Source organism: Paenibacillus sp. JT22N12 (assembly GCF_056269365.1).
In genome coordinates this window covers 424,677-450,931 of sequence record NZ_JBWDNU010000006.1, presented here as the reverse complement: position 1 = coordinate 450,931, position 26,255 = coordinate 424,677, and the positions used below count along the sequence as shown (strand labels likewise).

At 51.4% G+C, this 26,255-nt stretch carries 22 protein-coding genes; 18 read left to right on the top strand and 4 right to left on the bottom strand.

The window, feature by feature from the left end; genetic code table 11:
• The 7 genes from AC0YOA_RS23275 (at position 1) to AC0YOA_RS23245 (ending at position 5,797) form a co-directional block, all read left to right on the top strand.
• Positions 1 to 1,167, top strand: a complete 1,167-nt coding sequence (locus AC0YOA_RS23275) for a Gfo/Idh/MocA family protein (RefSeq protein ID WP_475788656.1) — start codon at positions 1 to 3, stop codon at positions 1,165 to 1,167.
• Positions 1,164 to 1,316 carry a hypothetical protein gene (locus AC0YOA_RS23270; RefSeq protein WP_475788655.1) on the top strand — a complete coding sequence of 51 codons (153 nt, stop codon included), beginning with the start codon at positions 1,164 to 1,166 and terminating at the stop codon, positions 1,314 to 1,316. Before AC0YOA_RS23275 ends, AC0YOA_RS23270 begins: the two co-directional genes overlap by 4 nt.
• Positions 1,317 to 1,371: 55 nt before the next feature.
• Positions 1,372 to 2,142, top strand: a complete 771-nt coding sequence (locus AC0YOA_RS23265; RefSeq protein WP_475788654.1) for an SDR family NAD(P)-dependent oxidoreductase — start codon at positions 1,372 to 1,374, stop codon at positions 2,140 to 2,142.
• Positions 2,139 to 2,981 (top strand): MBL fold metallo-hydrolase, encoded by an 843-nt coding sequence (locus tag AC0YOA_RS23260; protein WP_475788653.1) that lies wholly within the window; start codon positions 2,139 to 2,141, stop codon positions 2,979 to 2,981. The genes AC0YOA_RS23265 and AC0YOA_RS23260 overlap by 4 nt, the downstream gene beginning before the upstream one ends.
• Before the next feature lie 235 nt (positions 2,982 to 3,216).
• Positions 3,217 to 3,978 (top strand): SDR family NAD(P)-dependent oxidoreductase, encoded by a 762-nt coding sequence (locus AC0YOA_RS23255; RefSeq protein ID WP_475788652.1) that lies wholly within the window; start codon positions 3,217 to 3,219, stop codon positions 3,976 to 3,978.
• A gap of 25 nt (positions 3,979 to 4,003) precedes the next feature.
• On the top strand, positions 4,004 to 4,978 hold the full coding sequence (locus AC0YOA_RS23250) for a sugar phosphate isomerase/epimerase family protein (RefSeq protein WP_475788651.1): 975 nt from the start codon (positions 4,004 to 4,006) through the stop codon (positions 4,976 to 4,978).
• 33 nt (positions 4,979 to 5,011) lie between these two features.
• Positions 5,012 to 5,797, top strand: coding sequence for an SDR family NAD(P)-dependent oxidoreductase (locus AC0YOA_RS23245; RefSeq protein WP_475788650.1), 786 nt, complete (start codon positions 5,012 to 5,014; stop codon positions 5,795 to 5,797).
• A gap of 513 nt (positions 5,798 to 6,310) precedes the next feature.
• Here AC0YOA_RS23245 and AC0YOA_RS23240 read toward each other — a convergent pair.
• Positions 6,311 to 7,912, bottom strand: a complete 1,602-nt coding sequence (locus AC0YOA_RS23240; RefSeq protein ID WP_475788649.1) for a response regulator transcription factor — start codon at positions 7,910 to 7,912, stop codon at positions 6,311 to 6,313.
• Entirely contained in the window at positions 7,893 to 9,722 is a 1,830-nt protein-coding gene (locus tag AC0YOA_RS23235) for a cache domain-containing sensor histidine kinase (protein WP_475788648.1), read from the bottom strand. Before AC0YOA_RS23235 ends, AC0YOA_RS23240 begins: the two co-directional genes overlap by 20 nt.
• Before the next feature lie 219 nt (positions 9,723 to 9,941).
• On the opposite strand from AC0YOA_RS23235, the gene AC0YOA_RS23230 reads away from it, so the two are divergent.
• From AC0YOA_RS23230 to dgoD, 5 genes are all read left to right on the top strand, one after another.
• On the top strand, positions 9,942 to 11,408 hold the full coding sequence (locus tag AC0YOA_RS23230; protein ID WP_475788647.1) for an extracellular solute-binding protein: 1,467 nt from the start codon (positions 9,942 to 9,944) through the stop codon (positions 11,406 to 11,408).
• A gap of 82 nt (positions 11,409 to 11,490) precedes the next feature.
• Positions 11,491 to 12,399 (top strand): carbohydrate ABC transporter permease, encoded by a 909-nt coding sequence (locus tag AC0YOA_RS23225; RefSeq protein ID WP_475788646.1) that lies wholly within the window; start codon positions 11,491 to 11,493, stop codon positions 12,397 to 12,399.
• Between the two features lie 28 nt (positions 12,400 to 12,427).
• A complete protein-coding gene (locus AC0YOA_RS23220; protein WP_475788645.1) occupies positions 12,428 to 13,750 on the top strand; it encodes a carbohydrate ABC transporter permease in 1,323 nt (440 codons plus the stop codon).
• Positions 13,751 to 13,804: 54 nt separating this feature from the next.
• Positions 13,805 to 14,569 carry an SDR family NAD(P)-dependent oxidoreductase gene (locus tag AC0YOA_RS23215; protein ID WP_475788644.1) on the top strand — a complete coding sequence of 255 codons (765 nt, stop codon included), beginning with the start codon at positions 13,805 to 13,807 and terminating at the stop codon, positions 14,567 to 14,569.
• A gap of 105 nt (positions 14,570 to 14,674) precedes the next feature.
• On the top strand, positions 14,675 to 15,808 hold the full coding sequence (gene dgoD / locus AC0YOA_RS23210) for a galactonate dehydratase (RefSeq protein WP_475788643.1): 1,134 nt from the start codon (positions 14,675 to 14,677) through the stop codon (positions 15,806 to 15,808).
• Between the two features lie 431 nt (positions 15,809 to 16,239).
• Here the strand turns inward: dgoD and AC0YOA_RS23205 are convergent, their stop codons facing one another.
• Positions 16,240 to 16,659 carry a MerR family transcriptional regulator gene (locus AC0YOA_RS23205; protein ID WP_475788642.1) on the bottom strand — a complete coding sequence of 140 codons (420 nt, stop codon included), beginning with the start codon at positions 16,657 to 16,659 and terminating at the stop codon, positions 16,240 to 16,242.
• Positions 16,660 to 16,884: 225 nt separating this feature from the next.
• On the opposite strand from AC0YOA_RS23205, the gene AC0YOA_RS23200 reads away from it, so the two are divergent.
• Both AC0YOA_RS23200 and AC0YOA_RS23195 read left to right on the top strand, forming a co-directional pair.
• Positions 16,885 to 17,724, top strand: a complete 840-nt coding sequence (locus AC0YOA_RS23200) for an oxidoreductase (RefSeq protein WP_475788641.1) — start codon at positions 16,885 to 16,887, stop codon at positions 17,722 to 17,724.
• A gap of 323 nt (positions 17,725 to 18,047) precedes the next feature.
• Positions 18,048 to 19,085, top strand: a complete 1,038-nt coding sequence (locus AC0YOA_RS23195) for a Gfo/Idh/MocA family protein (RefSeq protein WP_475788640.1) — start codon at positions 18,048 to 18,050, stop codon at positions 19,083 to 19,085.
• A 73-nt stretch (positions 19,086 to 19,158) separates the two neighbouring features.
• On the opposite strand, the gene AC0YOA_RS23190 is transcribed toward AC0YOA_RS23195, so the two are convergent.
• Entirely contained in the window at positions 19,159 to 20,232 is a 1,074-nt protein-coding gene (locus AC0YOA_RS23190) for a GntR family transcriptional regulator (protein WP_475788639.1), read from the bottom strand.
• Positions 20,233 to 20,987: 755 nt separating this feature from the next.
• On the opposite strand from AC0YOA_RS23190, the gene AC0YOA_RS23185 reads away from it, so the two are divergent.
• From AC0YOA_RS23185 to AC0YOA_RS23170, 4 genes are all read left to right on the top strand, one after another.
• Entirely contained in the window at positions 20,988 to 21,869 is an 882-nt protein-coding gene (locus tag AC0YOA_RS23185) for an ABC transporter permease (protein ID WP_475788704.1), read from the top strand.
• Between the two features lie 11 nt (positions 21,870 to 21,880).
• Complete coding sequence (locus tag AC0YOA_RS23180) at positions 21,881 to 22,777, top strand: carbohydrate ABC transporter permease (RefSeq protein ID WP_475788638.1); 897 nt, start codon at positions 21,881 to 21,883, stop codon at positions 22,775 to 22,777.
• A gap of 79 nt (positions 22,778 to 22,856) precedes the next feature.
• The gene (locus AC0YOA_RS23175) at positions 22,857 to 24,482 is read left to right on the top strand and encodes a type 2 periplasmic-binding domain-containing protein (protein WP_475788637.1); all 1,626 of its coding nucleotides are present in this window, start codon (positions 22,857 to 22,859) and stop codon (positions 24,480 to 24,482) included.
• A gap of 46 nt (positions 24,483 to 24,528) precedes the next feature.
• Positions 24,529 to 26,148 carry a hypothetical protein gene (locus tag AC0YOA_RS23170; protein ID WP_475788636.1) on the top strand — a complete coding sequence of 540 codons (1,620 nt, stop codon included), beginning with the start codon at positions 24,529 to 24,531 and terminating at the stop codon, positions 26,146 to 26,148.
• Positions 26,149 to 26,255 lie beyond the last annotated feature (107 nt).

The following is a 26,255-nucleotide window of genomic DNA, read 5'->3' as shown; positions in this document are numbered from 1 at the left end:
ATGAGCAAAAAACAAATCCGGATTGGCATGATTGGCTATAAATTCATGGGCAAGGCCCATTCCCACGCATACAGGGACGTGCCATTCTTTTTTGACAGCGACGGAATTCCGGTGATGCAGGCGATTTGCGGACGCAACGAGGGAGCTGTGAAGGCGGCTGCTCAGAAGCTGGGTTGGGCATCGTACGAAACCGATTGGCGCAAGCTGATCGAACGAGACGATATTGATTTGATCGATATCGGTGCCCCGAATAACGCTCATGCGGAAATTGCCATTGCCGCTGCTCAAGCAGGCAAACATATCCTCTGCGAGAAGCCGCTTGCGATGAGCGTGGAGCAAGCCCAAAAAATGCTGGAGGCGGTCAACAAAGCCGGGGTTATCCACATGATTTGCCATAACTATCGCTTTGTACCCGCTGTTCAATATGCGAAGAAGCTGATCGACGAAGGAAAACTCGGCAGCATCTATCATATTAGAGCGAATTACTTGCAGGACTGGATTATAGACCCAAACTTCCCGTTGGTATGGCGTTTGAAAAAAGAAGTTTGCGGTACCGGCGCGCTTGGGGATCTTGCCGCTCATTCGCTTGATCTTGCCCGTTTTCTGGTAGGCGAGTTTAAGGAAGTGAACGGAATGATGGAAACCTTTATCAAGGAACGTCCGATCGGAGAAATGAGCGGCGGCTTAAGCGCCAGTGTGAAGGGCGGAGCTCTCGGGAAAGTCGACGTAGACGATGCGTCTATATTTATGGCCCGCTTCGAAAACGGAGCTGTCGGGGTTTTTGAAGCTACGCGCTTTGCCGGCGGCAACCGCAACGGAAACCGCTTCGAAATCAACGGCACGAAGGGTTCGATCCGTTGGGATATGGAGCAGATGAACACCCTGCAATTTTATTCCGCAGATGATGAGACCGGAACGCAGGGGTTCCGCTCCATTAATTGCCAGGAGGAAGTCCATCCTTTTGCAGGAGCGTATTGGCCGCCAGCCCATATTATCGGCTATGAGCATACGTTTATAAATCTGATCTCGGAACTGATGAACGGCATTGCCAACGGCAAAAATCCGAAGCCTAATTTCGAGGACGGCCTTAACAACCAAATGGTGCTGGAAGCCGTGGAGAAATCGGCTCAGACAGGGCGGTGGGTATCCATATCGGATGTTAGATGAATGAAAAAAATATGAGACTGTACGAAAGCGGGTATAGAGGATATTTGTCGCTGGAACTGTTTATTGAAGACTTCGAGGCCAAGAGCGCTTTGGAGTTGGCGAAGCTCGAATTGGATTCGATTGTGAATACGTATCTCATCGAGGTATGACAAGCGGATAAAACAGAGAATAAATGGAGCGAATGCACTGGAAGGCGGGATCGGCATGGGAAGCCGGCTTAACGGCAAGGTGGTCGTCATAACAGGTGGAACGAAGGGTATCGGGAAGGGAATCGCTTTGATGTGCGCCAAAGAAGGTGCGTCGGTTGTGGTGGGGGGAAGGAATGAAAAAGACGGTGCCAAAGTTGTACAGGAGATAAAGGATGTCGATAACGCAGAGGCGTTGTTTGTCAAAGGGGACATCAGCAAAGAAACGGCGTGCAAGCAGCTGATCGATGAAACGATTAACAGGTTTGGCAGAATCGACGGTCTTGTAAACAACGCCGGCATTTTCCCGCGAGGCTCGATGGTGGATACATCCGAGGAAATGTTTGATTCGATTTTTGCCGTTAATATGAAAGGCGCTTTCTTCTGTTCAATGTACGCGATTCAGTCGATGCTGAAAACCGGCGGTGGTTCCATCGTCCATATGGGCTCGACGAACGGCTATAAAGGCGGAAAAGAATTGGCCGCTTACTCCTGTTCCAAAGGAGCAGTGCTCACGTTAAACCGCCACATCGCAGCCCATTATGGAAGCAAGCATATACGTTCGAACTGGGTTACCGTCGGCTGGGTTGCCTCCGAGGGGGAAATTGAACTTCATCAGAACATGGGCATAAGCCCGGACGATTTGCAGAAGAAGGCGTCGTCGCATATTCCTTCTGGCCGCATGCAAACACCTGAAGATATGGGGTATGGAACCGTCTTCTTATTGTCTGATGAATCAAGCCAAGTAACCGGCACAGAGCTGCACATCAATGGGGGGATCGGCTTATGACGGACAAACCACACAAACGTATAGGGGAAGCGCTAATCCGGGAGATCGACGATACCCGTGTACCGTTCGGTATGCTCGCTATTTGGTTTCTCGGCCAGTGCAGCGTCGCGGTCAAGGGGGGAGATACGGTCATTTACATCGATCCGTATTTGACTCCTTCAGTGTATCGGGCATTTGAGCCGCCGCTTGAGCCGGGGCAAATGACGAACGCGAATTATGTTTTAGTTACCCATGACCATATGGATCATATGGATCCGGACACAATTACCGCTTTAGCGGAGGCCCACGAAGACCCGGTTTATATGGCGCCGGGATATTGCCGGGAATCGATGCTGCAATTCGGGGTTCGACCGGAGAAGCTGATCTCGGCGCGAACGAATGAGTGGTGGAATGGGCCGGGATTCCGGGTCAAACCGCTGCCCTCAGCCCATGAAGAGTTGGAATATGACGATGAGCTGGATCACCGATTCGTAGGCTATGATGTGGAACTCAACGGCGTTACGATGTATCACGCTGGAGACACTACTGTATATCCCGGATTGATCGAAGCGTTGCAAGCTGAATCGATAGACCTCGGTATGGTACCGATCAACGGGCGCGACCCGTTCCGCAATGCAAAGAATATCGTAGGCAACATGAATTATCGGGAAGCGGCAGAGCTCTCGGTCGCAGCCGGCTTCGATACCGTCATTCCGCTTCATTATGATATGTTCGCAGGAAATTCGGAACACCCGGGTTATTTTATCGACTATCTATACGATCGGCACCCGACGCAGAAGAGCCATGTATTAGCACGGTTCGAGCGATTTGTGTACGTTTCCGCCACAGCATTGTGTTGATTAAAAGAGGGGTTGAGAATGAACCAACCGTATCGTGCGGCCTTTATCGGCTGCGGCAAATGCGCCCATTGCACGCTCTTGGTGTTAAAGCCGACGGCAGACGGCTTTCGGGATGGTATTGGTCAGTTTTCTGAACTAGAAAGAGCCTGGACTGGTGTAATCACAAAATCCGAACGCAGAAGATCGGTTACCCCGCGATGAAATTCAATCATGAATAATGGAGGATATACCAACGATGACTAATTTCAAGCTGGACGGCAAGGTTGCAATTATTACAGGCGGAAGCCAGGGATTGGGGCTGGAATTCGCCCGGGCGTTGGCGAATGCCGGAGCGAGTGTCGCCGTCACTAGCCGTGACAAGCGGAAGGCGCAGGAAAGTGCGGAACTGATCCGTAAGGAAACGGGACGAGACACGCTGGGGGTTGCTGTCGATGTGACCGATTATGAGCAAATTCAGGCGATGGTGGACCAAGTGATCGGCACCTTCGGACGATTGGATATCCTGATCAACAATGCCGGTGTCAACGTTCGCAAGCCGATTCTCGATTTCGACGAAGCTAGCTGGGATTTGGTGCAAACGACTAATCTAAAGGCGCCATTCCTGTGTGCCAAGGCAGTCGTACCGCACATGATCAAACAAAAGTTCGGCCGCATTATTAACATCGCCTCAATGCTGGGCCAAGTTGCACTCGCGGAACGGTCTGCTTACTGCTCCAGCAAGGGCGGATTAATCCAGCTGACGAAGGTAATGGCGCTTGAGTGGGCCGAGCATAACATTACTGCAAACGCCATCTGTCCGGGACCATTTGCGACGGAGATGAACCAGGTCGTCATCAACAATCCGGAAGCGAACCAATTTTTCCTGAATCACTTGCCGCTCAAGCGCTGGGGGAAGCCGGGGGAGCTAAACGGACTCATCGTTTATTTGGCGTCAGAGCTATCCAGCTTTATGACCGGGTCGTCACTCGTCATTGACGGGGGTTGGACTTCAGAATAAGGAATCATTAGGGGAGGTGTATTGAATGAGGTTCGGACTAACGGCAAATGGAACAGTCTATGCGATGGGCATTGCCCCAGCGGCTGGCCGGCCGCGCATTACGGCCAAGGAGCTGCTTCAATCGGCGGAAGCATACGGGCTGCAGGGCGGAGAAATTCCCCTTGATGTGTTGAAGCATAGCGATGCCGACGAGGCAGCCGACTATGCGCGCGAGCGGGGGCTATTTATCAATGTAGGTGCAGGTGGCTTCGAACCTGCGGCACTGAAGGAAGCGCTGCAGCTGGCCGACCGGATAGGGGCACTGACGGTGCGAACGGTCGTCGGCGGAGCCAGGTTCGGCGGCGACCGCAGGCATATGGCTGGTGATTGGAAGCGGTTCCTCCAATCGATTTTACATTCGTTCCAGGAAGTCATGGAATCGGCTAACCCGGCCGGCGCGAATTTAGCTGTTGAGAACCACCAGGACCTCGCGTCCGAGGAGCTGCTCTGGCTGTGCGAAACGATCGGTTCGGAGAAGTTTGGGATCACGCTGGACACAGGCAATCCACTGGCTACAGCTGAAGAGCCGACTGACTTTTTCCGACGAGTAGCCCCGTGCGTGAAAAATGTGCATCTCAAAGAATATGCTATATACACGTCTGAGGAAGGGTATCGGCTCGTACGGAAGCCGCTCGGACAAGGGGTGATTGATTTCCCCGAACTGCTTCGGATCTTTCAAGCAGCGAATCCGCAGGTTACGATGTCGATCGAACACGGCGCCCTGGAAGCACGGCATGTCCGCGTGCTGATGGAAGACTTCTGGACGGAATACCCGCAACGGTCGGCGCTGCAATTAACACGCCTGCTCAGGTTCGTCGAGGATCATGCAAGAATGAAAGGCGATTGGCGCACGCCGTTTGAGAAGGGCGCATCGGCGGAGGAGATCGCCGCTTACGAGCTTGAAGAGCTTGATGCGGGCCTAGCGTACTTATCGAACTTACGAAAGCGCTATTCTGAATAGGCTGCAATTCAAATTATCCATGAGGTGATTCCGATGGCGACAATGGACTTACGTGGTAAAAACGCTCTTGTAACCGGTTCCAGCAGAGGCCTTGGTAAGCAATACGCGATTGACTTAGCTCATGCAGGCGCTAACGTCATTATTCATGATGTAAACGAGGAGGCCGCCGCTCGCTTTAACGAGGCGGTATCGGGCAGCGCCGTGGCGGCGGAGATTGCTGCGCAATATGGCGTTAAGAGCCGTTTCCTCGCGGCGGAGCTGTCCGATTCGGAGCAAGTGAAGGCGTTGATAGAGCAATCGATTGAGGTGCTCGGATCGCTCGATATTTTAATCAATAACGCCGGCGGCGATATCGGCCGGCATACGCCGCGCCCGGACCCGAACGACGCGCTCGATATCTCTGTGGAAGACATCCGCTCGGTCGTAGAACGCAATCTGCTGTCAACGATGTATGCATGTAAGTTCGCTGGCCTGCATATGCGCGAGCGCCGTTCCGGTAAAATCGTCAATGTGGGATCGATTGCCGGGCATATCCCGGTGCGGGAAGGCATTATTTACGCCGCGGCGAAGATGGGCATTTCCCAATACACCCGCAGCTTAGCGGAGCAGCTTCGCCCGTTCGACGTCAACGTCAATTGTATTTCCCCGGCGCCGACATATACGGCTCGATTCCTCGCTACCCGAACCGTTTCTGGCCAAGAGGACCGCTCGCGTTTACAGCAGATCGCCCAGCCGGAGGATATGTCCAATATCGTCATGTTCTTGTGTGGTCCGCAGTCGGATGCGTTATCCGGCGAGACCATCGTTTGCTGGAAATAACGTGACGCGTGAGGTGGGATAAGCGCTGAGTGACGCATTAACGTAGATCATGGGGCAAGAAGTTCCGGCAAGCTGCAATCTGCAAACCCAAGCGGCGGGTCCGGAGGGCTCGCTTCCGCTGACGAGACATGCCGAGCGGCGATTTGTTCGGATTGAGCCAGAATGTCGGAATAGGCTGGAGGCAGGGACCTAGCACCCTGGGCGAAGCCAATGCAATGCATTAAGGCACAGACGCGTTTTCCGGCGTGTAAGAAGAGGGCCGATGGAATCCCACCGGCCTTTCTTTTCGTCCTCTTCTGATGGAAAGCAGTCTCCTGTCTTTAAGGTCGGTTCATACTGAACTACCAGGATAGAACGGATTTTTCGCGGATCCGATATGCTGCATGTTGTTTGTTATGGCAAATCATAAAGAGGCATTACGATAACATGCCAGTCTTGATTTGGCTGAATAAGAGAATACCAAGAGAGCTCCGTCCCGGAAGGGGACGGAGCTCTCTCACCTTCTGGCGCTTGTCAGCCGCGGTAGGCGGACGGACTGACGCCAGCGGTTTTCTTGAAGACGTTGCAGAAGTAATTCTGGTCCTCATAGCCGACCAGTTGGGAGATCCGCGCGATCTTCAAGGTTGTCGTGCGAAGCAGCTCCCGGGCGCGGTTCATGCGGATTCGCGTAACGTAATCGCTGAAGCAGACGCCGACGACGAGCTTGAACCGTTTGGAGAAATAATTCGGATGGATGAAATACGTCTCCGCCACCCACTGAAGCGACAGCTCCTCCGCGTAATGCTCCTCGATATGCCGCTTGACATGTGCGATGATATCGTCGCACGAACGGTCGGTTCCGCTGCCGGCAATGCTCTCCAAATGCTTCAGCTGCCGGTCGATCACTGCAGTAATCTCGCACCAGCCGGAGAACTGCTCCAGAGAGGCGGCAGGCGAGCCAACCGATGCGCCGCCCGGCAAGGCCGTGCCTTGCTTCGCCGCGTGCTTGCGCAGCATTCGCATCACCTCCGCGTAGACGAATTCCAGCTGGTCATAGCGGGCATCCGGCGACTCCGCGAGACGGCGGAAGAGTCCGCCGGCATACGCATGGAAGTCACGGTACGCGCCCTCATCCAGCATGGCCGGCATGACGCGCTCGGCCTCGTCCATCAGCCGCGGGCTGGCGTCCGCGGCTTGCAAGCCCGCTTCCGTTTCGGCTTCGGCGCAAACGCTGCCGCTTCCCAGCAGCAGCTGGTACTGAAGTGCTTTGCGTGCCTCGGTATATGCGAACCGGAGCTGTGTCAGCTCTTCCTTCGTCCCGCTGATGCCGATGGACACGGTCAAGCCGAGATGGCGTGAGATCCATGCCGCGGTCCCGGTCAGCGCTTCCGCGAGCGGCTTTAGGGAGAAGGCGGCTTCGGAGCCGAGAAGGGCGACGATCTCTTCTTTATGATAAGCGTGCTTGAAGACGACGGAGGCGATATTCGCGAGCGGGAGCAGCGTATTCCCCAGCACGTTCTGAACGGCGAATCTGGCCAGCGTTCCTTCGTCCGGGCCGAATCGGCTGTCCGCTCCCCCGCGGATCCGCACGACAGCCGCGGCGAAGCTCCGGCAGACAGGCATCGCGGGCGGGAGACCGTCCCATCTTGCATCCGCCTCCGAGATGAGGTGGGTCAATTGGAAGTCCAGCGGCTGCAGATGGCTCTGCCGGATCCAGGCTCCCAGCTCGTGAAGCTGCGTCAGATCTGCCGCGTCCTTTTGTTCTTCGCGGAGCTCCTTGCACAAGTCGCCCAACAAACCGTGCAGCTTATCCTTGTCGATCGGTTTGAGCAGATAGTCCTTGACATTGTATTGGAGTGCCGTGCGCACGTATTCGAATTCATTGAAGCCGCTGATGATGACGAATTTCAAGCGCGGGCTCTGCGTCCGCGCCTGCTCGATGAACTGCAAACCGTCCATGCCGGGCATCCGCACGTCCGTCAGCACGATATCCGGCTGGCAGCCCGCCAGCTTGGACAGCGCCTCGAAGCCGTCGCCCGCTTCGCCAGCCAGCTGCAGGCCGAGCGTCTCCCAATCGATTTTGCGGATAAGGCCCTGCCGCAGCAGGGGTTCGTCTTCAACGATCATGACCTTCATCGGAATGTCCTCCTCCTGTTCGCTTGGGCAGCCGGAACGAGATTCGCGTTCCCGCCCCCGGCTTGCTATCGATGATCACCTGCGGATCGCTTTCGAAATACATCTGAACGCGCTTGAATACATTGGCCAGACCGATCATCGTCCGCGCGGAGGACTGCCGCGACACGATGTCCGGGGAATCGGTCAGCTTGCGACGCAGCAGCTCGATTATGGCCGGATCCATGCCGACTCCGTTGTCATAAACGTCGATCCCGAGCGTCGCTTCGTCCAGGCTGGTCAACGCCACCCGCACGAATTTGGGCCCGACCTTCTGCTCCAGACCGTGAATGACGGCGTTCTCGACGAGCGGCTGCACGAGAAACTTCGGCACGATCAGCTCCTCAATGCCCGGCTCCACGTCGATCTCGTAGACGAACAGCCCGCCGAACCGGATTTGGTAGATGGACAAATACTGGTTCAGATGCGCGACCTCCTCCCGGACCGTGGCGAGCCCGCCGCCGTTCAGGTTATAGCGGAGCATGCCCCCGAGCGCCAGGCAAATATACGAGATGCGTTCGTCGCCGTCGATCGAAGAGATGCTGTCGATCGTGCTGAGCGTATTGAACAGAAAATGCGGGTTGATCTGCGATTGCAGCGCCTTGATCTCCGCTTCCTTCTTCAGCAGCTCCGTCTCGTATACTTTATGGATAAGCGAGCGGATTTCGTACGTCATCTTGTTGAAGCTGTGCTGAATGGTGGAGAGCTCATCCGTGCCCCGCACGTCGATGAACGCTTGAAAATCGCCTTTCTCGACCTGCTTCATCCGCTTGTTGAGCTCCTTCAACGGCTTCGTGAAGCCCGCGGCGATCGCGGAACCGATCAGCATCGCCGCAAGAAAGCTGGCGAGCGCGATCAGGACGAGCAGATTGCGGAACGCGTTCACCTTGTTCACAATGCGGTCGAGCGGCACGCTGCCGATGACCAGCCAATCGCCGTAGCCAAGCGCGCGGTAGAAGCCGATGTTCATTTGGCTGCCGCTTTTGAACCGGTAGTCGACATATCGGTCAGAGGCCGGATGGGCGCGGTAACCGGCGAAGAGCGGAGAGTCGGCAATGGACGCGTTGATCAACTCGTGATCTTTGGCGAAAATAACCCGTCCCTGGCGGTCGACGATATAGTAGGCGCTGCCGTCGTCATTGCTTAGTCCGATGAATGCCTTTTCGATAATGGCGGGATCCATGTCAATTTTGATGTAGCCGATCGGCGTTTGCGAGTTGGAGGTGATCCGCTTGAGCTGCTGGACGTAGCTGATCGTTTGCACGGGCGTTCGCGAGGTATTGATCTTCGTGATGGAAGCCGTCCAGAGCGGGTAGCCGTCCAGCCGTTTTGCCTGCTCGAAGAGCCGCTCCTGGTCCTGCTCGAACAGCTCCCTGACCCCGGAATTGTAGTAGTAATAGCTGGAGTATTCGTCGCCGCGCAGACTGGCGATCTTGATGAAGGCAATGAGCGGATTTTGCAGCTTCTGCCCTTCCAGCTTGTTGCGGTAATAATGCTGGTCGTCGAAGTCCGGAAGTCCGCCGCTCAGGAATTTCTGCAGGGAGGTGTCGCTGAAATAACTGTAGCCGACATTGCTGATGGTCTTGAAGTGCAGTTTCAAGGTATCGGCCGTCTGCTCCGTCATCTTCCCCAGACCGTCCAGGGTGGAGGCCTGCAGCTCGCTCTGCATGATCCGGTAGTAGGAGTAACCCATGATGAGTGCGGTCAAGCCGATGACGACGAAGAAAGAGAGAATCAGCTTGCTGCGGAATTGAACGGTGCGCGGCCTTCCCAATCTCAGCCATCGATGTTCCAGGCGATCCCCTCCTTCATAGACACGGTGCGGGTAAGGGTTGGTATTCGACAGGCGGGAGGCTATTCCTGTCGGCGGCAAAGCAGCGGATGGAAGAGCTTAGAATATTGCTAAAGAGAGGTTACAAAATTATATAGAAAGCGCTCTCATCAAATTATACACTTGATTTGTGAATGATTACCATAAGGGAGGCAGCCAACTGTGAAGAACAAAAATTGGTATGGAAGATGGGCGTTCGCGGCAATCATCCTGTCATTATCGCTAACGGTTACAGCCTGCGGAGGCAATAGCGGCGGCTCTAACACGAACACAGGCAGCATGGACGGCAACAACGGCGCGGCGGCTGCCGATGCGGATGCCGGCACGAACGCGGAGGCAAACGAAGGAGCAGCCAATGCGGGCGCCGGTGATGCCGGCGGCACGGTCGAGATCAAGGTATGGGACCAGCCGCAGCCCGAGGATCCGAACAAACCGGTATGGGAAGAAATCCAGGCCGGCTTCGAAGCGGCGAATCCGAACATCAAGGTCACGCACGAGACGATGCCGCAAGGCACAAACGACCGCGAGGTGTTCGTGACGTCGATGGTCGGCGGCAACGGCCCGGATGCCTATCAATCGGCACATTTCCCGATCATCGGTGACTGGGTCGGCCAAGGCTTGGCGCTCGATCTGACGCCTTATTGGGACGGATATGCGGATAAGGATCAATTCATTCCTTCTTCGATGACGGCCGGCACGATCGACGGCAAAGTGTACGGCATTCCGCATGACATGTACGCGACGGGCCTGTTCTACAACAAGAAGATGTTCACGGCCGCGGGGCTCGATCCCAATAAGCCGCCGGCAAATTGGGACGAACTGGTCGCGGACGGAATCAAGCTCACGGACACCGCCAAGAAACAGTACGGCATCACGCTGCTGGGCATGGAATGGGCGGACTGGTGGTTCGAGTATTACGTCTGGCAGGCGGGCGGCGACCTGACGCATCTGAACGACGACGGCACGGTGACGCTCGCCTTCACGGAAGAGCCGTCCGTTACGGCGCTGCAATTCTACAAGGATCTGAAGTGGAAGCACAAAATCGTGCAGAACAACGTGCTGCAGAGCTACCAGGACAACATGAACGATATCTTCCAGGGACGCGCGGCGATGTCGAACGGTGCGTCCAGCGGCTTCGGGGATTACGCTGCGAACGGCATGGATCTCGCGGACGTCGGCTTTGCGCCGTATCCGGTCGGTCCGTCCGGCCAAGGCCCTAGCCAGATCGGCGGCGCGTACTGGATCATCAATCCGAAGACGTCCAAGGAGAAACAGGACGCGGCCTGGAAGTACATCACCTACATTAATTCCAAGGAAGTGCTGGAGAAATACCTGCAATTCCAGTCCGACAACGGCATATTCCCGAACCTGCTGTCGGTCCGCAGCGACGTGAACCCGGCGGATTTCGCGGAGAACGTCTCGCAGGAGCTGATCGACAACGTCAATAAGGCGGCGGCCAACACCCACCTGGAGTACTTCCTGAAGGAACGCTTGACGCCGTACGTGGTGAAAGCAGTCCAGAAGGCGCTGACCGACGAGAAATCGGATCCGAAGGCGCTGCTCGCGGAAGCGCAGGCGGCCGCGCAGAAGGAAGTCGTCGATGCGTACAACGCATCCGTGAAGAAATAAATACCGGAGCGGAGACTTGAAGCGGGCAGGCAGCCGCAGAGGGCTCCGCTCAACAATTTCGCGTGAAAGGATGCGGACGTGAATGAAAACAGCCCTGCAGCAGCCGGGGACGCGGTTGCGAGCGAAGCCCGGCTTCCGCCTCAAGATCGCCTGGACGCCGATATTTTTCCTGACCCCGGCGGTGCTCGCCTTTTTGATTTTCAAATATTATCCATTGTTTCAAGCGATCTATATGAGCTTCTTCGACTACAAGGTCATCGATCCCCCGGGGCGCTTCGTCTTGCTCGACAACTATGCGTACCTGATCCAGTCGACCGAATTCTGGAACGCGCTCAAGAACACGTTCGCCTTCTTCGGCATTTATTTCATCCTGACGTTCTGGATTCCGATCATGCAGGCGATTCTGCTGAACGAAGTCACGACGGCGAACAAGACGATCCGCGTCCTGTACCTGCTGCCGACGGCGGTTCCGGCGGTCGCCGGCTATCTGCTGTGGAAGTGGCTGTACAACCCGGATTACGGGTTGCTGAATTACCTGCTGCACTTCGTCGGGCTTGGTCCTTACGGCTGGTTGAACGATCCGCACATGGCCAAATGGGCGATCGTGTTTCCCGGCGTGTTCGGCACCGGGCTCAGCATGCTGATCTATTACTCGGCGCTCAAGGGTATCCCGGCGGAGAACATCGAAGCGGCCAAAATCGACGGTGCCGGACCTTGGAAGCGGATGTCCGCCATCGTCTTTCCGAGCTTGAAATTCGTCATCGGCATCCAGTTCGTGGCGTTCATCTCCGGCGTGTTCCTGACGTTCGACCCGATGTACATCATGACCGGCGGCGGGCCGGCGAACAGCACGCGAACGCTGTCCATGCTCGTCTTCGACAGCTCCTTCAAGGAGTTCCGCTTCGGGGTGGCGGGCGCCGTCTCCTTCGTGATGTTCTTCATCATCGCGCTCATTACGTACGCACAAATCAAAATGTCGGGCAGGGAATGACTCTGAACCTGCCGGGAAGGAGCCAGCCATGGCTGCACGGAACAAACGCATAAGGGAGCGCGGCGCTTTATCCGTCAAAATCGTTTCCTATTCGGTCGCCGCATTTTTCATCATCGTCTCCATCATTCCGTTATTGTGGATGATCAGCTCGTCGATGAAGGACAACATCTCCATTTACAAGTTTCCGCCGACCTGGGTCCCGAAGGTGCCCAAGTCCGTCAACATCACCTTGAATTACGACGGCACGAAGCTGCAGAAGCCGGAAGAGCTCGAATTGGACGCCATGGAGGCGATCTGGTTCACGTGGAAAAAAATGCAAAACGAAGCGATCGGCTCCATGCGCGTGACAGGAATCAAGGATGGTCATGTCGTATATATAGCATACATGCCCGCGTACAACTTCACGATTGGACGGCCGCAAATCGTGCCGACCCAGCTGGCCACGGACGCGACGATGCGGATCAAGCTTCCGCAAATCCGCGAGCGGGGCCTGACCGAATTCCGCATGCTCGGATCCGGCGGAGCCGAGTATAACGGCGCAACGGCGGTCCCGGCCGAGCTGCCGGAGACGGCGAGCACGGTCCAGCGGCTGATCTTGGAATCCAAGGTCGTCAAAGGAGAATTGCAAACGATTTCAGAGTCAGGGGACTGGAAGCGGCTGTTCGATAATTACATCGTGCTCTGGCAGATGGCAAGCGGCGATGATAACGCTTACGGCTTCCAGCACTTCCTGCTGAACAGCGTGATCGTGACGGGCGCGACGATCGTGTCCCAGCTGCTGATCGGCGGCATGGCGGGCTATGCGCTGGCCCATCTCGTGCGCAGGCGCATTGGCGGCTGGCTAACGCTTTTCTTCGTCGCAACGATCATGATTCCGGAGCTGGCGATCCTCGTTCCGCTTTACTTGACGATGGATAAGCTGCATTTGGTAAACACGCTGTGGGGCATTATTTTGCCGCATACCGCGTGGGGAATCGTCATCTTCCTGTTCAAGGGGTTCTTCGAGCAGCTGCCGGGCGAGCTCATTCAGGCGGGGAGAATCGACGGAGCCTCGGAGGTTCATATTTTCTGGCGGATCATCATTCCGATGTCCACGCCGATCTTCACGGTCGTCTCGGTCATGACGTTCATCGCCGTATGGAACGAATTCCTGTGGCCGCTAGTCGTGGCGAAATCGCCGCAGGTGTGGACCTTCACAGTCGCGCTGAACGATTTTCAGAACCGGCAGAGCATGGGAGCGAACGTCATTATGTCCAGTCTCGTCATCGCCACCATCCCGCTTATGATCATTATTATTTCCTGCCAGAAGCTGATCGAGAAAGGCGTGTCGTTTACGGGGCTGAAAGGATAACAGCGGTTGTGGCTGCGGTCGCGGCCGACAGCGCAAGGAAGAGAGGGATGGAATATGGAACGCAAAGTAGCATTGGTTACGGGCTCCGGCAGAGGCATCGGCAGAGGCATCGCGCTGGCATTTGCGAGAGCAGGCTATGACGTCTGCGTGAATTACAACCGCAGCGCTGAGAAGGCGGAGGCCGTCGTGCAGGAAATTCGGGCCATCGGCGTGCGCGCCGAATCGGTACAGGCGGATATCTCGACGATCGAAGGCGTGGACGCATTGTATGACGGTGCGCGCGCGGCGTTCGGCCGATTGGACGTGAGCGTGGCGAATTCCGGCATTACGCGGATGCAGCCGTTTCTGGAGACTACGCCGGAGCTTTACGACGAAGTGATGAACACGGATTTGAAGGGGCTCTACTTCTGTTCGCAGCGGGCGGCGCGCATCATGGCGGAGCAGGGGACGAAAGGCGCGCTCATCCATATCAGCTCCAACCATGCGGAAGGCACGTGGTCGAACGCGACGGTGTACGCCGCGGCGAAGGCGGCGGTCAACAAGCTGACGAAGAACATGGCGCTCGACCTGGCCGGCTACGGCATCCGCGTCGTTGGCATCGCGCCGGGCTACACCCTGCTCGGCGAACCGAAGGATGAGCAGATGCGCGCGCGCATTGCCGGCGTGGCCTCGCGTATTCCGCTCGGCCGCTTCGCCACGACGGACGAGGTCGGCGAGGCGGCCGTGTACCTCGCTTCCGACAAGGCGGGCTATATGACGGGCACGACGGTATACATGGACGGCGGCGCTCTGCTGCCGGTATGGGCGGATAAAGACTAGACGGAAGCGAAAGCGTCCGGGAATGCGGCATAATTGACAGGTAAACGGATGACGGCAGGCGACGCAGGACGAATCCAAGTGAAACGCAGGAGGAGACGAATCGTTATGAAAATCACCGATATGAAGCTATACCATGTGAAACCGCGCTGGTTGTTTCTGAAGATCGAGACCGACGAAGGGATAAGCGGGTGGGGAGAACCGATCGTCGAAGGCCGTGCGCTTACCGTCGCGACCGCGGTGGAAGAGCTGAAGCGCTACTTGATCGGCCAAGATCCGCTGCGCATCGAGCACCATTGGCAGATCATGTACCGGGGCACCTTTTACCGTGGCGGCCCGGTGCTGGTCAGCGCAATAAGCGGCATCGAGCAGGCGCTGTGGGATATTAAGGGCAAGTTCTACAACATGCCCGTCTACGAAATGCTCGGCGGCAAAGTACGCGAGACCATCCGCATGTACAGCCACTGCGGCGGGGCGACGCCGGACGAGATCGCGGCGAACGCGAAGAAGCGAATGGAAGCGGGCTTCACCGCGATCAAGATCGGCGTCGACGCGCCGGTGCGGCAGATCGACACGCTGGCGTTCGTGGAGAACGTGGCGAATAAGTTCGCGGCCATCCGTGAAGCAGCCGGCAGCGGGCTCGACATCGCCATTGATTTCCATGGGCGCGTCAGCCCGGCGATGTCGATCCGGCTTGCGGCCGCCCTGGAGCCGTATTACCCGATGTTCATCGAGGAACCGTGCCTGCCGGAGAACGTGGACGCGCTGCTGCGCGTCGCGCAGTCGACGAGCATTCCGATCGCCACCGGCGAGCGGCTGTTCACCCGCTGGGGCTTCCGCGAGGTGCTGGAGAAAGGCGCCGTCGCCATTGTTCAGCCGGATCTGTGCCATGCCGGCGGCATCTTCGAGGGCCGCAAAATCGCGGCGATGGCCGAGATGCATTATGCAAGCGTGGCTCCGCACAACCCGCTCGGGCCGATCTCGCTCGCTTCATGTCTCCAGCTCGACGCCTGCACGCCGAACTTCCTCATCCAGGAGCATCCGTCCTTGGCGGAGAAGTGGGACCTCGGCGAAGGCTATCTGAAACGGCCGTTTGTGGTCGAGGGCGGCAATATCGCCGTGCCGCAAGGCCCGGGCCTCGGCATCGAGATCAACGAGGAAGCGTTGATCGAACGCGGCTACGGCGGCGATTGGGATACGCCGAGACTGGCTTACGACGACGGCTCGTTCGCCGAATGGTAGGCGCGTTGGAAGAAGGCGGAGCCCTCGCATTCAAAGTCGCGGAAAGACCTGAAGCCATTTATAATGCATAATAAACTATCATGAACATGTACTATATAGTCCGTTAATCCGAACAATAGCCGTTGATGAAATCTGTTCGTTGAGCACAATTGTGCCGGACAAGAACATATATCCATAATAACTCGCGCTGAGCGCGGGTTTTTATTTACCTTATAGATGTATAAGTTTCACATTTATCCATTTCTATAAGGTCCGAGGGAAGAAACTTGCTGCGCCACCAAAGGACGGCGACAGCCGTTTCTTCTTGTATGGGTACAACTTTTTGTCCTTTTCGAAAAACATGAAGCTGTATGGTTATCAGGAATGGGGCATAGATAGGATAGGATATCGATAGAGGTTAAGCGATTTAAATTACGTTACCGGTCTTCAGCCTACATTAACGTTTCATCTGCAAACACACAGTTATTTTGTGAGTGTACCGCTGTTGTCCCAAAATCAATAGCTGTTTTGTAAAACCCCATCTTATAATCTATTTTCTGCAAATACTCTTCTAATTCGGCAATTTTCTCCGTAATAACTTTTTTGTGTGTTTCAAACACTTCAAGACGCTGATTTAATGTAACGTCTCCTTCCATGCCCCAATCAACATACTGTCTAATCTTTTTCACGGGCATACCACTTTTTCTCAAACATGTTATTACGGCAAGCCATTCAAAATCACTCTCTTTAAAATCTCTGTTACCTGCCTTATTACGATCAACAAAGGGCAGTAAGCCCTGCTTGTCATAAAAGCGCAATGTATGTGCAGTTAGTCCTGTCATATCGGCAACTTGACTAATCGTGTATCCCAATGAATAAAACCACCTTTTTTATGAAAATAATAATTTTATTATATAGATTAGAGTGTGCTCTAAGTCAAAAAATATTCAAAAATTTATACTATCCAGGACATGTGACGATTGGAAATGATGTTTGGACCGGCGCGAAAATATCTCGTAAAAGGCTTGACTTAGATAATACTCTAAGGTCTAGAATTTTTTTTGCATAAAAAACTTTAATCTGAGGGAGAGAAATAAATGAATAAAAACAGCGTTTGGATTATCACTGGATGTTCCACCGGATTCGGTAGAGAACTTGCAAAAGCAACGATTAAAGCAGGTTATAAGGTTGTTGTTACCGCAAGAAATCTTAATTCAATTACGGATCTTGTCAGTGGGAATACTGACAACGTTCTGGCGATGGAACTTGATGTTACAAAGCCCGATCAAATTGAAAACACGGTAAATGCCACTATAGAGAAGTTTGGTCGGATTGACGTACTTGTCAATAACGCTGGAATCGGATATTTTAGCTCAATTGAAGAAGCTGCTGAGGAAGAAACCCGGAGAATGTTCGAAATCAACTTCTGGGGCCTTATGCACATGACCAACGCTGTTTTACCTTATATGAGAAGCCAACTTTCAGGACATATTATCAATATATCGTCAATCGGAGGCTTATCTTCGTTTCCTGGAGTGGGTTACTATAATGGAACCAAATATGCTGTTGAAGGTATATCAGAAAGCCTTGCCCAAGAGGTGGCTCCATTTAAAATTCATGTAACTTTGATTGAGCCAAGCAATTTCCGTACGGATTGGTCCGGACGCTCTGCCGTTAAAACAAAATCAGCTATCAAGGAGTATGAGGATCTCATTTCTCCATTTGTAAATGGAGAGACCCATGGAAAAGAACCCGGAGATCCAATAAAAGCTGCAAAAGCAATCGTTAGCATTGCCGGGTCTGAAGAGCCGCCGCTTCGATTGTTACTTGGATCGGATGCTTATCATATTGCGGTGAACAAATATACAGAGTTACTGAAACACTTCGAAGAATGGAAAGAAGTATCGGTGAATGCTGATTTTCAAGATCAGATGTAATGTAGGATTAAAATCATCATTCAAGTCTTTTATAAGCAAGACTTAACTTACTATGATCCGCAAACCGTTGAGTTTTTAACGGATTACGGCAAAAGGGTTGTAAAAAGAGGCAAGAGTCTTTAATCTTAAAGAAAGTCAAATCCAGCCTGAGTGGAATAACTCCACTCAGGCTGCTGGCAGAGATGCCGTTTTTTTGTTTCTGGATTGGTTTAGGTCATACTTTCATCATGCAAAACTCCGGGTTCGTGATGGCTGTAAAAATAGAGTTATAACGATCGATGAGAAGCGCACTAATGATAAATAATTTGCGAGGGGAAACAACGATGAAATTGAAAGTCGTACTTGTCGGAACGAAAGGCTGGGCCGATGCTCATGCCAAGGCATATCAAGCAAGCGACAGTATCGAACTTGTCGGGATTTGCGGACACTCGAATACAGAGAGATTGAATAAACTGGCTGATCGCTATCAGATTGCAACCCGTTCGTTGGATTTGGCCATATTGCTGCAAGAGACAAGCCCCGATATCGTAGACATTGTCAGCAGCGCCGACGCTCGTCTGGAATTGATAAAGGTGGCCGTCCGGTTTCCTGGCGTTAGGCTGATCAATATTGAAAAACCGCTGGCGCTAACCCCGTCGGAAGCCTGCGAAATCGAGGAACTTTGCAGTACTCACGGCAAGATGGTGCTGGTCAATCATCAGCATAAATATTTGCCGGCTTGGCGCAAGGCGCAGCATTTGCTGCGTGATAACGCGATCGGAGAGATCGAGTTTATTCGCGCTTCCACCAAGGTCAATATAATGGAGCAAGGTTCGCATCTGATTGATATGGTAATGTACTTTAATGACTTTAGTCCCGTCCGCTGGGTGATGGGACAAACCGGTCCGTATGAGGGCAAGGACAGCTCTTCTATCATCGCGCCGGACGAGGCGATGGCCTCGATTTTGTTTGCCAACGGCGTGCGGGCTACGATTGAATGCGGCGCATTCGCGCGATCGCTCAAAGGTGAAACGAACCCGTTCTATCATATCGGAGTGGATGTATACGGCACAGAAGGGCACCTGAAGATCGCGCTTAATCAATCGCTGGAAGTGAGAAATTACATAACGGGCGAGCATACGATCGAAAAGTCGAGTTGGGAAGACAGCTACATGGATGCTTTGATCGATTATGTCAATTCCATTCCCGGATACGTGGCGAATCCGCAAGCCGGTCACATCTGCGATTTGGCTCATGCGATGCTGTCGTATCAAGTCATTATGGCCATCTACCATACTGCTGAATATGGCGGCAAGGTTGAATTGCCACATCGGTTCGAGGACAGTATTGTGGAGAGGTTTGCCGTCGATGCGAACCGGTGAACCAGCTCCATAAAACCGCTCGAAGGCTGCGGTTTTAATGGATTCGAAAGCAGAAATCAGGATCTCGGCGGCGTTAAATTTTATTGATCGATTTTCGAATGACAAGATTGGTAGACAGCAATACTTTTTTGTAACCTTGCGAGGTATTGTTGATGCTCTCGAATAGAAGTTTTGTGCCTTCATAACCAAGCACGTCGAAATGCTGCTTGACGGTGCTCAAAGATACTTTGGCGAATTTGGAGCTTTCAATGTCATCGAAGCCCATGATGGATATTTGCTCCGGTATTTTGATGCCTTGCAGCGTAAGCTGCTCAATCACTTCGAGAGCCCGTCTGTCGTTCACGCAAAAGAGAGCGGTAAGCTCACCTTTTTGAATTTGTCTCAACAGCTTGGAGAAGTCCAAATCCCGCTGAAGAAATAAAATATCGTCATCTGGGGCAAGTGAGGCGTTTACCATGGCATTGCGGTACCCGTTGTACCGTTCGTTCTCCGTACTTAGATGAAAATCATAAGCGGCAAATCCGATATTCCGATGGCCTTGGGCAATCAAATACTCAACGGCTGCATATGCGCCGTCATGGTTGTTGCATGTAATACAGTTGACCGGATATCCGGAAGGAAAGCGGTCGAGCATGACAAACGGTATTGATTTTTTGCGAATTTCGTTGAGATATTCTTTTGCTGCGTCGGGGTTGGCGGAATAAATAAGCAGCCCCCGGTTCTCCGATTGAATCAGTTTCAGAATGAGTTCCCGTTCCTGCTCAACATCATTTTCCACAAATTCAATAATGAGCTTGCAGCCCTGCTGGTTCAAGAAGGACTGAACTCCTTTAATGATCTGCATATATGAACTGTCATACATTTCGTTGCCGGAAATAATAAAGGTAACGTAATTGGACGTTTTATTGACAGAAGCCTCCTGATTCGCGACAAAGCTTCCTTTTCCCCTCACTCGATAAATAACCCCTTCATTGACCAGCTCCGTCAACGCTTTTCGCACCGTAATCGAGCTAACATCGAGCAGTTTGGAAAACTCTGATTCGCTCGGAATTCGATCATCCTTGCCGAGCTCATTTTTCTCTATTTGTAAAAGCACATAATCCTTTACCAGCTGATACTTTGGCAATATCGTATCTTTCTTGCTCATGTAAGCTCTCCTCTTATTGGACATATGTTCAATTATAACGCACTTTATAATAGAATGTATACTAACTTATTCTAACCTGCTCAACTTCCATCGGCAAATAAGCCTTCCTGGCCAGACAAGCATTTCGGCGCTTGAGTTGACACAGATTAGGATAGCGATCACCCGCCAATCCTATATTCCCGGTGTGTTTCATTTCATCAAACCGGTTGTTCCCAGCCTCCAACCCATGTGTCGTGAGCGGATGATTACGCAGTAAAAAATTAAGCATACTAACTTTTTATATTAAATTAAAAAAATCCATATTGACGCATAAAATAGTATGTGTTATTCTCCACTTAGCATAATAACTTATGGATTTGGGGCATGGAGAAACCAGCATTATCGTATAGCTAACGGAAGTGCAAAGTCGTACGGATGGACCTTCGGCAAACACGCGGCATGTCTATTTTGGAAGCGTTTAAACGTTGGCAGAAGCGCACAAGAATTGAGTTTGCAAGCTTATTCAATTCATGTTTATTCGCATCATCTGCGAAGGAAGTCTGATAGTATCAATGCTCTATATGAGATGAAGTTAGTATGCGGTGTTAAAGGCAAACTTGTTTAAGCTGAAATTTGAATGCGCTTCCAACTGTGCAAAGTCAAGTCCAATGACTTCTTTCGGTTGAAGGACTGACGGGGGGAGCAAACGATGACACGAAGCAAAAAGTAAAAGGGGTGTTTTTTTGGAAACAACCAATAAAAAGCGATGGTCAAAAATGTGGAAACACCGATACCTTTACCTGATGGTGCTGCCTGGTTTTCTAACGGTACTCATATTCAGTTACTTTCCGATGTATGGGATAACCATAGCGTTTAAGGATTTCAGCGCTTCAAAAGGGATCATGGGAAGTCCCTGGATCGGATTTAAATATTTTAACACTTTTTTTCATGACCCGATGGCATTCAGAGTTTTAAAAAACACATTGCTTTTGGGTCTGTATACGTTGCTCTGGTCATTTCCTGCTCCAATTATACTTGCACTATTATTTAACGAACTAAGAAACAAGCATTTTAAAAAGATTGTACAAACGGTTTCTTACTTTCCTCATTTTATATCTGTTGTAATCGTTGCGGGAATGCTTAAGGATTTTACTGCAAGGGATGGTCTCTTTAATCATATCATTACATATTTTGGCGGAAGCCCGATCATGTTTCTCCTGGAACCGGGCTATTTCAGAACAATATTTATTTCTTCAGGCATATGGCAGGGCGTTGGTTTTGGAACCATAATCTATCTTGCTGCTTTGAGCGGGATAGACCCTACATATTATGATGTTGCTGAAGTCGATGGTGCCGGCAGATGGAAAAAGCTCGTGCACATCACTTGGCCGTCAATTAGACCGACAACAATCATATTACTCATATTCGCCTTGGGCGGAATACTGGGAACGGATTTCCAGAAAATTATCCTGCTTTATTCACCTGAAACATATAGTGTGGCTGACGTCATCGGATCCTATGTATATCGACAAGGCATTTTAGGTGCAAGATATGAGTATTCCACTGCGATCGGATTATTCATGTCCGTTATATCCTTTATCATTCTTTATATCTCAAATTGGGTTAGCCGCAAGGCTTCAGAAACGAGTTTGTTTTAGGGGGGAGAACATTGAGAAAAGTCAGTTTGGGTTCCAGAACTTTTGATGCTATTAACATTTTTATTATGATATTGATCCTTGTCGTTGTGCTGTACCCCATATTGAATATTATAGCTACATCCCTGAGCAGTGCACGGTACATATCCTCGGGAAGCCTTACGATTTGGCCGAGAGGCTTCACTACACAGGCATATGCAGATGTATTTCACGACGCACTGATTTATAAGGGGTATATGAATTCTATTCTTTATGCAGTTGGTTCGACTGGCATTATGTTGTTGTTTACATCCTTATTGGCTTACCCGCTCACGGTTCCAGGATTTGCGGGGAAAAAATTCATTACCATATTTCTCATGATCACGATGTTTTTCAGTGGAGGCTTAATCCCTACCTACTTGCTTATGCGCAGTATGCATTTGTTAAATACGGTTTGGGTTATGATACTTCCCGGCGCGGTTGGAGCATACAATGTGTTTTTATTTAGAATTTTCTTTTTAAATGTTCCGGCAGAGTTGAAAGAATCAGCGGTCATTGATGGAGCAAATGATTTTGTGGTTCTATTTAGAATCATTTTACCGTTATCGAAAGCCCTTCTTGCAACTTTTGCGTTATTTGGTTTAGTAGGCAGCTGGAACAGCTGGTTTGAAGCTTTAATCTACCTCAAGGATCAGGACAAGTATCCATTGCAGATGATTCTAAGAAACTATCTGTTCACCATGGATACAAGTGCAATTCAAGGTAGAGTAGGGGCTGGTAATGTTGCCATTAATTCATCAGGAACTGCCCTTGATCCTAAGGCAATAAGAATGAGTGTAATCATTATTACCATGTTCCCCATTATGGTCATATACCCATTTTTTCAAAAGCACTTTACAAAGGGTGTATTGGTCGGAGCGATTAAGGGCTAATGAAAGATCAAGGATTTGATGTAAAAAGATTTTCTTTTACGTCTTATCATAAAAAATATATTCATAGGGAGGAATTTGGGTGATTAAAAAGGCAAAAATGCTTAGCCTGATCATGATTTGTTTGCTCGCCTTTTCCGCAACGGCCTGCACCAACGCAAATGAAGCTTCTGATGATTCGAATGAAAGTGATACCTTATCTTTTTCTGTGACTCTAAGTTCAAATGGGGTGGATAACGAGAATAGTTTGGTGGGAAAAGAATGGAAGAAGCAGATGGAAGCAAAGCTGGGCAAAAAACTGAATATAACGTTTAATTATATTCCAGCATCCGAATATGATGAAAAAGTTAAACTCATGATTGCAAGTGATGATATGACAGATTTCTTCGTGACTCCTTTATTCTATGATATTACGGATATGGCTAAACAGGGCCAGATTCTTGAGTTAAGTCAATACAAGGATGATATGCCTAACTATATGAACTATCTCAGCAAGGTTAAAAATGGCATGGCACGAGTAACAAATTCCGAAGGTGAAATGTATTCTTTCAAAGAAACATCTACGCCCCGCTTTCCTTTGGATAAAGGAATGTTGATTCAGAATGTATCTGCATACAGATATGATATATTTCAGGCAAATAACATAAAAATTCCGCAAACTCTTGATGAATTTTATGACGCGGCAATAAAACTCAAACAGCTCTATCCGGATAAATATCCTATTGATACAAAATGGAACAGCTTAAGATCGCTTTTTTCCGCCAATCACGTGAAGGATGATATTTTCTGGGATGGAAGCAAATATGTGTATGGCATTTTTGATGAAGGATATCAAGACGCAATTCAATTCGCCAATAAGCTTTATGCAGAAAAGCTACTGGATCCTGAATATACAATCGATACAGACGATACGATCAAGAAAAAGGCTTTAAATGGAGATACCTTTATGTGGTTAACGCAGTGGTTTACAGAACCAGGCGATTATACCAGAACGGCTAATGACGATAAAACATTTGCTGTTTCATTGTATCCGGATAATCCAAAGTATGGTACAGCCTGGCAGGAAGTTGCTAATGGAAATACACCGGATTTAGGTTGGGCTACCTTCTGTATCAGTTCTAAAACCAAAAATCCCGAAGATCTGATTAAGCTTATCGATTTGCAATATTCCGATGAAAATATGAGGCTCGTTACTTGGGGAATCGAGGGCACCACCTATAAAATCGGAGAAGACGGCAATCCGACCTTTGTGGATTCCTTTAAAACGGCAGCCGATCCATGGGTGGAAGGAGATAAATACGGTATCAGGGCAAGCAAAAAATATAATCCCGGTTTGCAAATGGTAAACGATTCAAAAGCATTCGTGGACTTTGCCGCAACTGATTATACTGTTTTTGATAATAAATATGAAGAAGTACCCATTGAAAAGTCGCCGTATTTAAGAAATTTACCTATGCCCAATAATGATTATGTTCCATCCTGGTATACGGAGCCTGCCATTCAATTTACACCGGACGAAAGCCAGGAAATATCCGAGATTATGAACCCGGTAAAAACCTTCGTTACTGAAGAGCAGGCGAAGTTTGTTGCCGGCAAGCAGAGCTTTGATAACTGGCCCAAATTTATAGACCAGGTTAAAAATATGGGAGATATCGATAAAGTGTTAAAGATCTATAACGATGCTGCGCAAAGAGTCCTATCCAAATAATTGGATTAACCATCACAAATCGACAACAGTCGGGAGGTAACGAGAGATGAAAACGAAGCCTTGGAAGAATGCGGGATTATGGGCATGCGCCATGCTGATGGTCATGATGGCGCCTGGCGTTACGACGGCGGCGCAGGCAGCCGACAGCAGCGTCAAGCAGGAGGCAGGCAGCACGGTCCAAAAGAAAAAGGCGCCGTTCATGATTAAGGTCGTGGATGCCGGGACGGGCCGCGGAATTCCGCTCGTGGAGTTGAAGACAACGAATAACATTCTGTATTACACGGACAGCGCCGGTATCGTGGCGTTTGATGAACCGGGCCTTATGGATCAGCAAGTATTCTTTCACATGTCCAGTGACGGCTACGAGGTGCCAACCGACATGTTCGGTTACCGCGGACAAGCCGTCGACGTAACACCTGGCGGGAGCGTCACGCTCAAGATGAACCGGGTCAATATTGCCGAGCGGTTATACCGGGTTACCGGACAGGGCATATACCGCGACAGTTTACTGCTCGGCTTGAACGCGCCGGTTCAAGAGCTGGTTATCAACGGTCTGGTCATGGGCCAGGATTCCGTGCAAACGATCGAGTACAACAATAAGCTGTACTGGTTCTGGGGGGATACAGACAGACCGGCCTACCCGCTGGGGAATTTCCGCACGACGGGCGCGACGTCAAAGCTGCCGCAAAAAGGCGGACTGGACCCGGATGTCGGCGTTGATCTGCACTATTTCACCAATGAAGACGGATTTGTGAAAAGCATGGTGCCTTCTCTTCCCGATGGGGCGAACATGGCCTGGATTTTCGGTCTGATGACGGCCAAGGACAGCACGGGAAAAGAGCGCCTCCTCACAGGCTACAGCACGCTTAATCCCGATTTGGCCGCGCGCGGCATTCTCGTCTTTAACGATCGGACAGAGCAATTCGAGCAGGTCGTCCAGTTCCCCTCCAAGGACGACTGGCGCCATCCGGGCGGCCAGGCGACCTATTACGAGGAGAACGGCAAGGGCTATTGGCTCTTTACCGAGCACCGGATTCCGAATTTGCGCGTTGCCGCCAGTTATGACGCCATCATTGACTATACCGAATACGAATCGTTTACGTGCCTGGCGCCTGGATCGACCTATGACGGGGCTAATACGTCGCTCGAACGCGACCAGAATGGCAAGCTCGTTTGGGACTGGAAAAAGAACACCCCGCCGGTCAGCCAGGATCAGGAGAAAGAGCTGATTAATCTCGGTCTGATCAAAGCGGACGATCAGCGCTACTATCAATTGAAAGATGCCGATACTGGTGATGAAATTGCGCTGGCCCAAAGCTCTGTCGAGTGGAACGAATACCGGCAGCGCTATGTGATGATTGGACAGCAGACTCTGGGGAAAACATCGGTTCTCGGGGAGATTTGGTACGCGGAGGCGCCTTCGCCGCAGGGTCCTTGGACAACGGCCAAAAAAATCATTACACATAACAATTACACGTTCTATAACCCGGCTCAGCATAAGTTCTTCTTCGAAGACGGCGGCCGCGTCATTTACTTCGAGGCGACCTATACGAATACATTCACGGATCATGTTGCGACGCCGCGCTACAACTATAATCAGGTGATGTATAAACTCGACTTGACTAATCCGGCACTTGGCCTTCCCTCCGTTCAAGGAACTGCCTGAGCAGGATATGGTGTATGGATCGGTAATCCTTTGAAGACCTGCAGCCGATATTCGGATGCAGGTTTTCTGCTTTTTATCGTGGTTCAACACTCATATGCGCGCGAAAT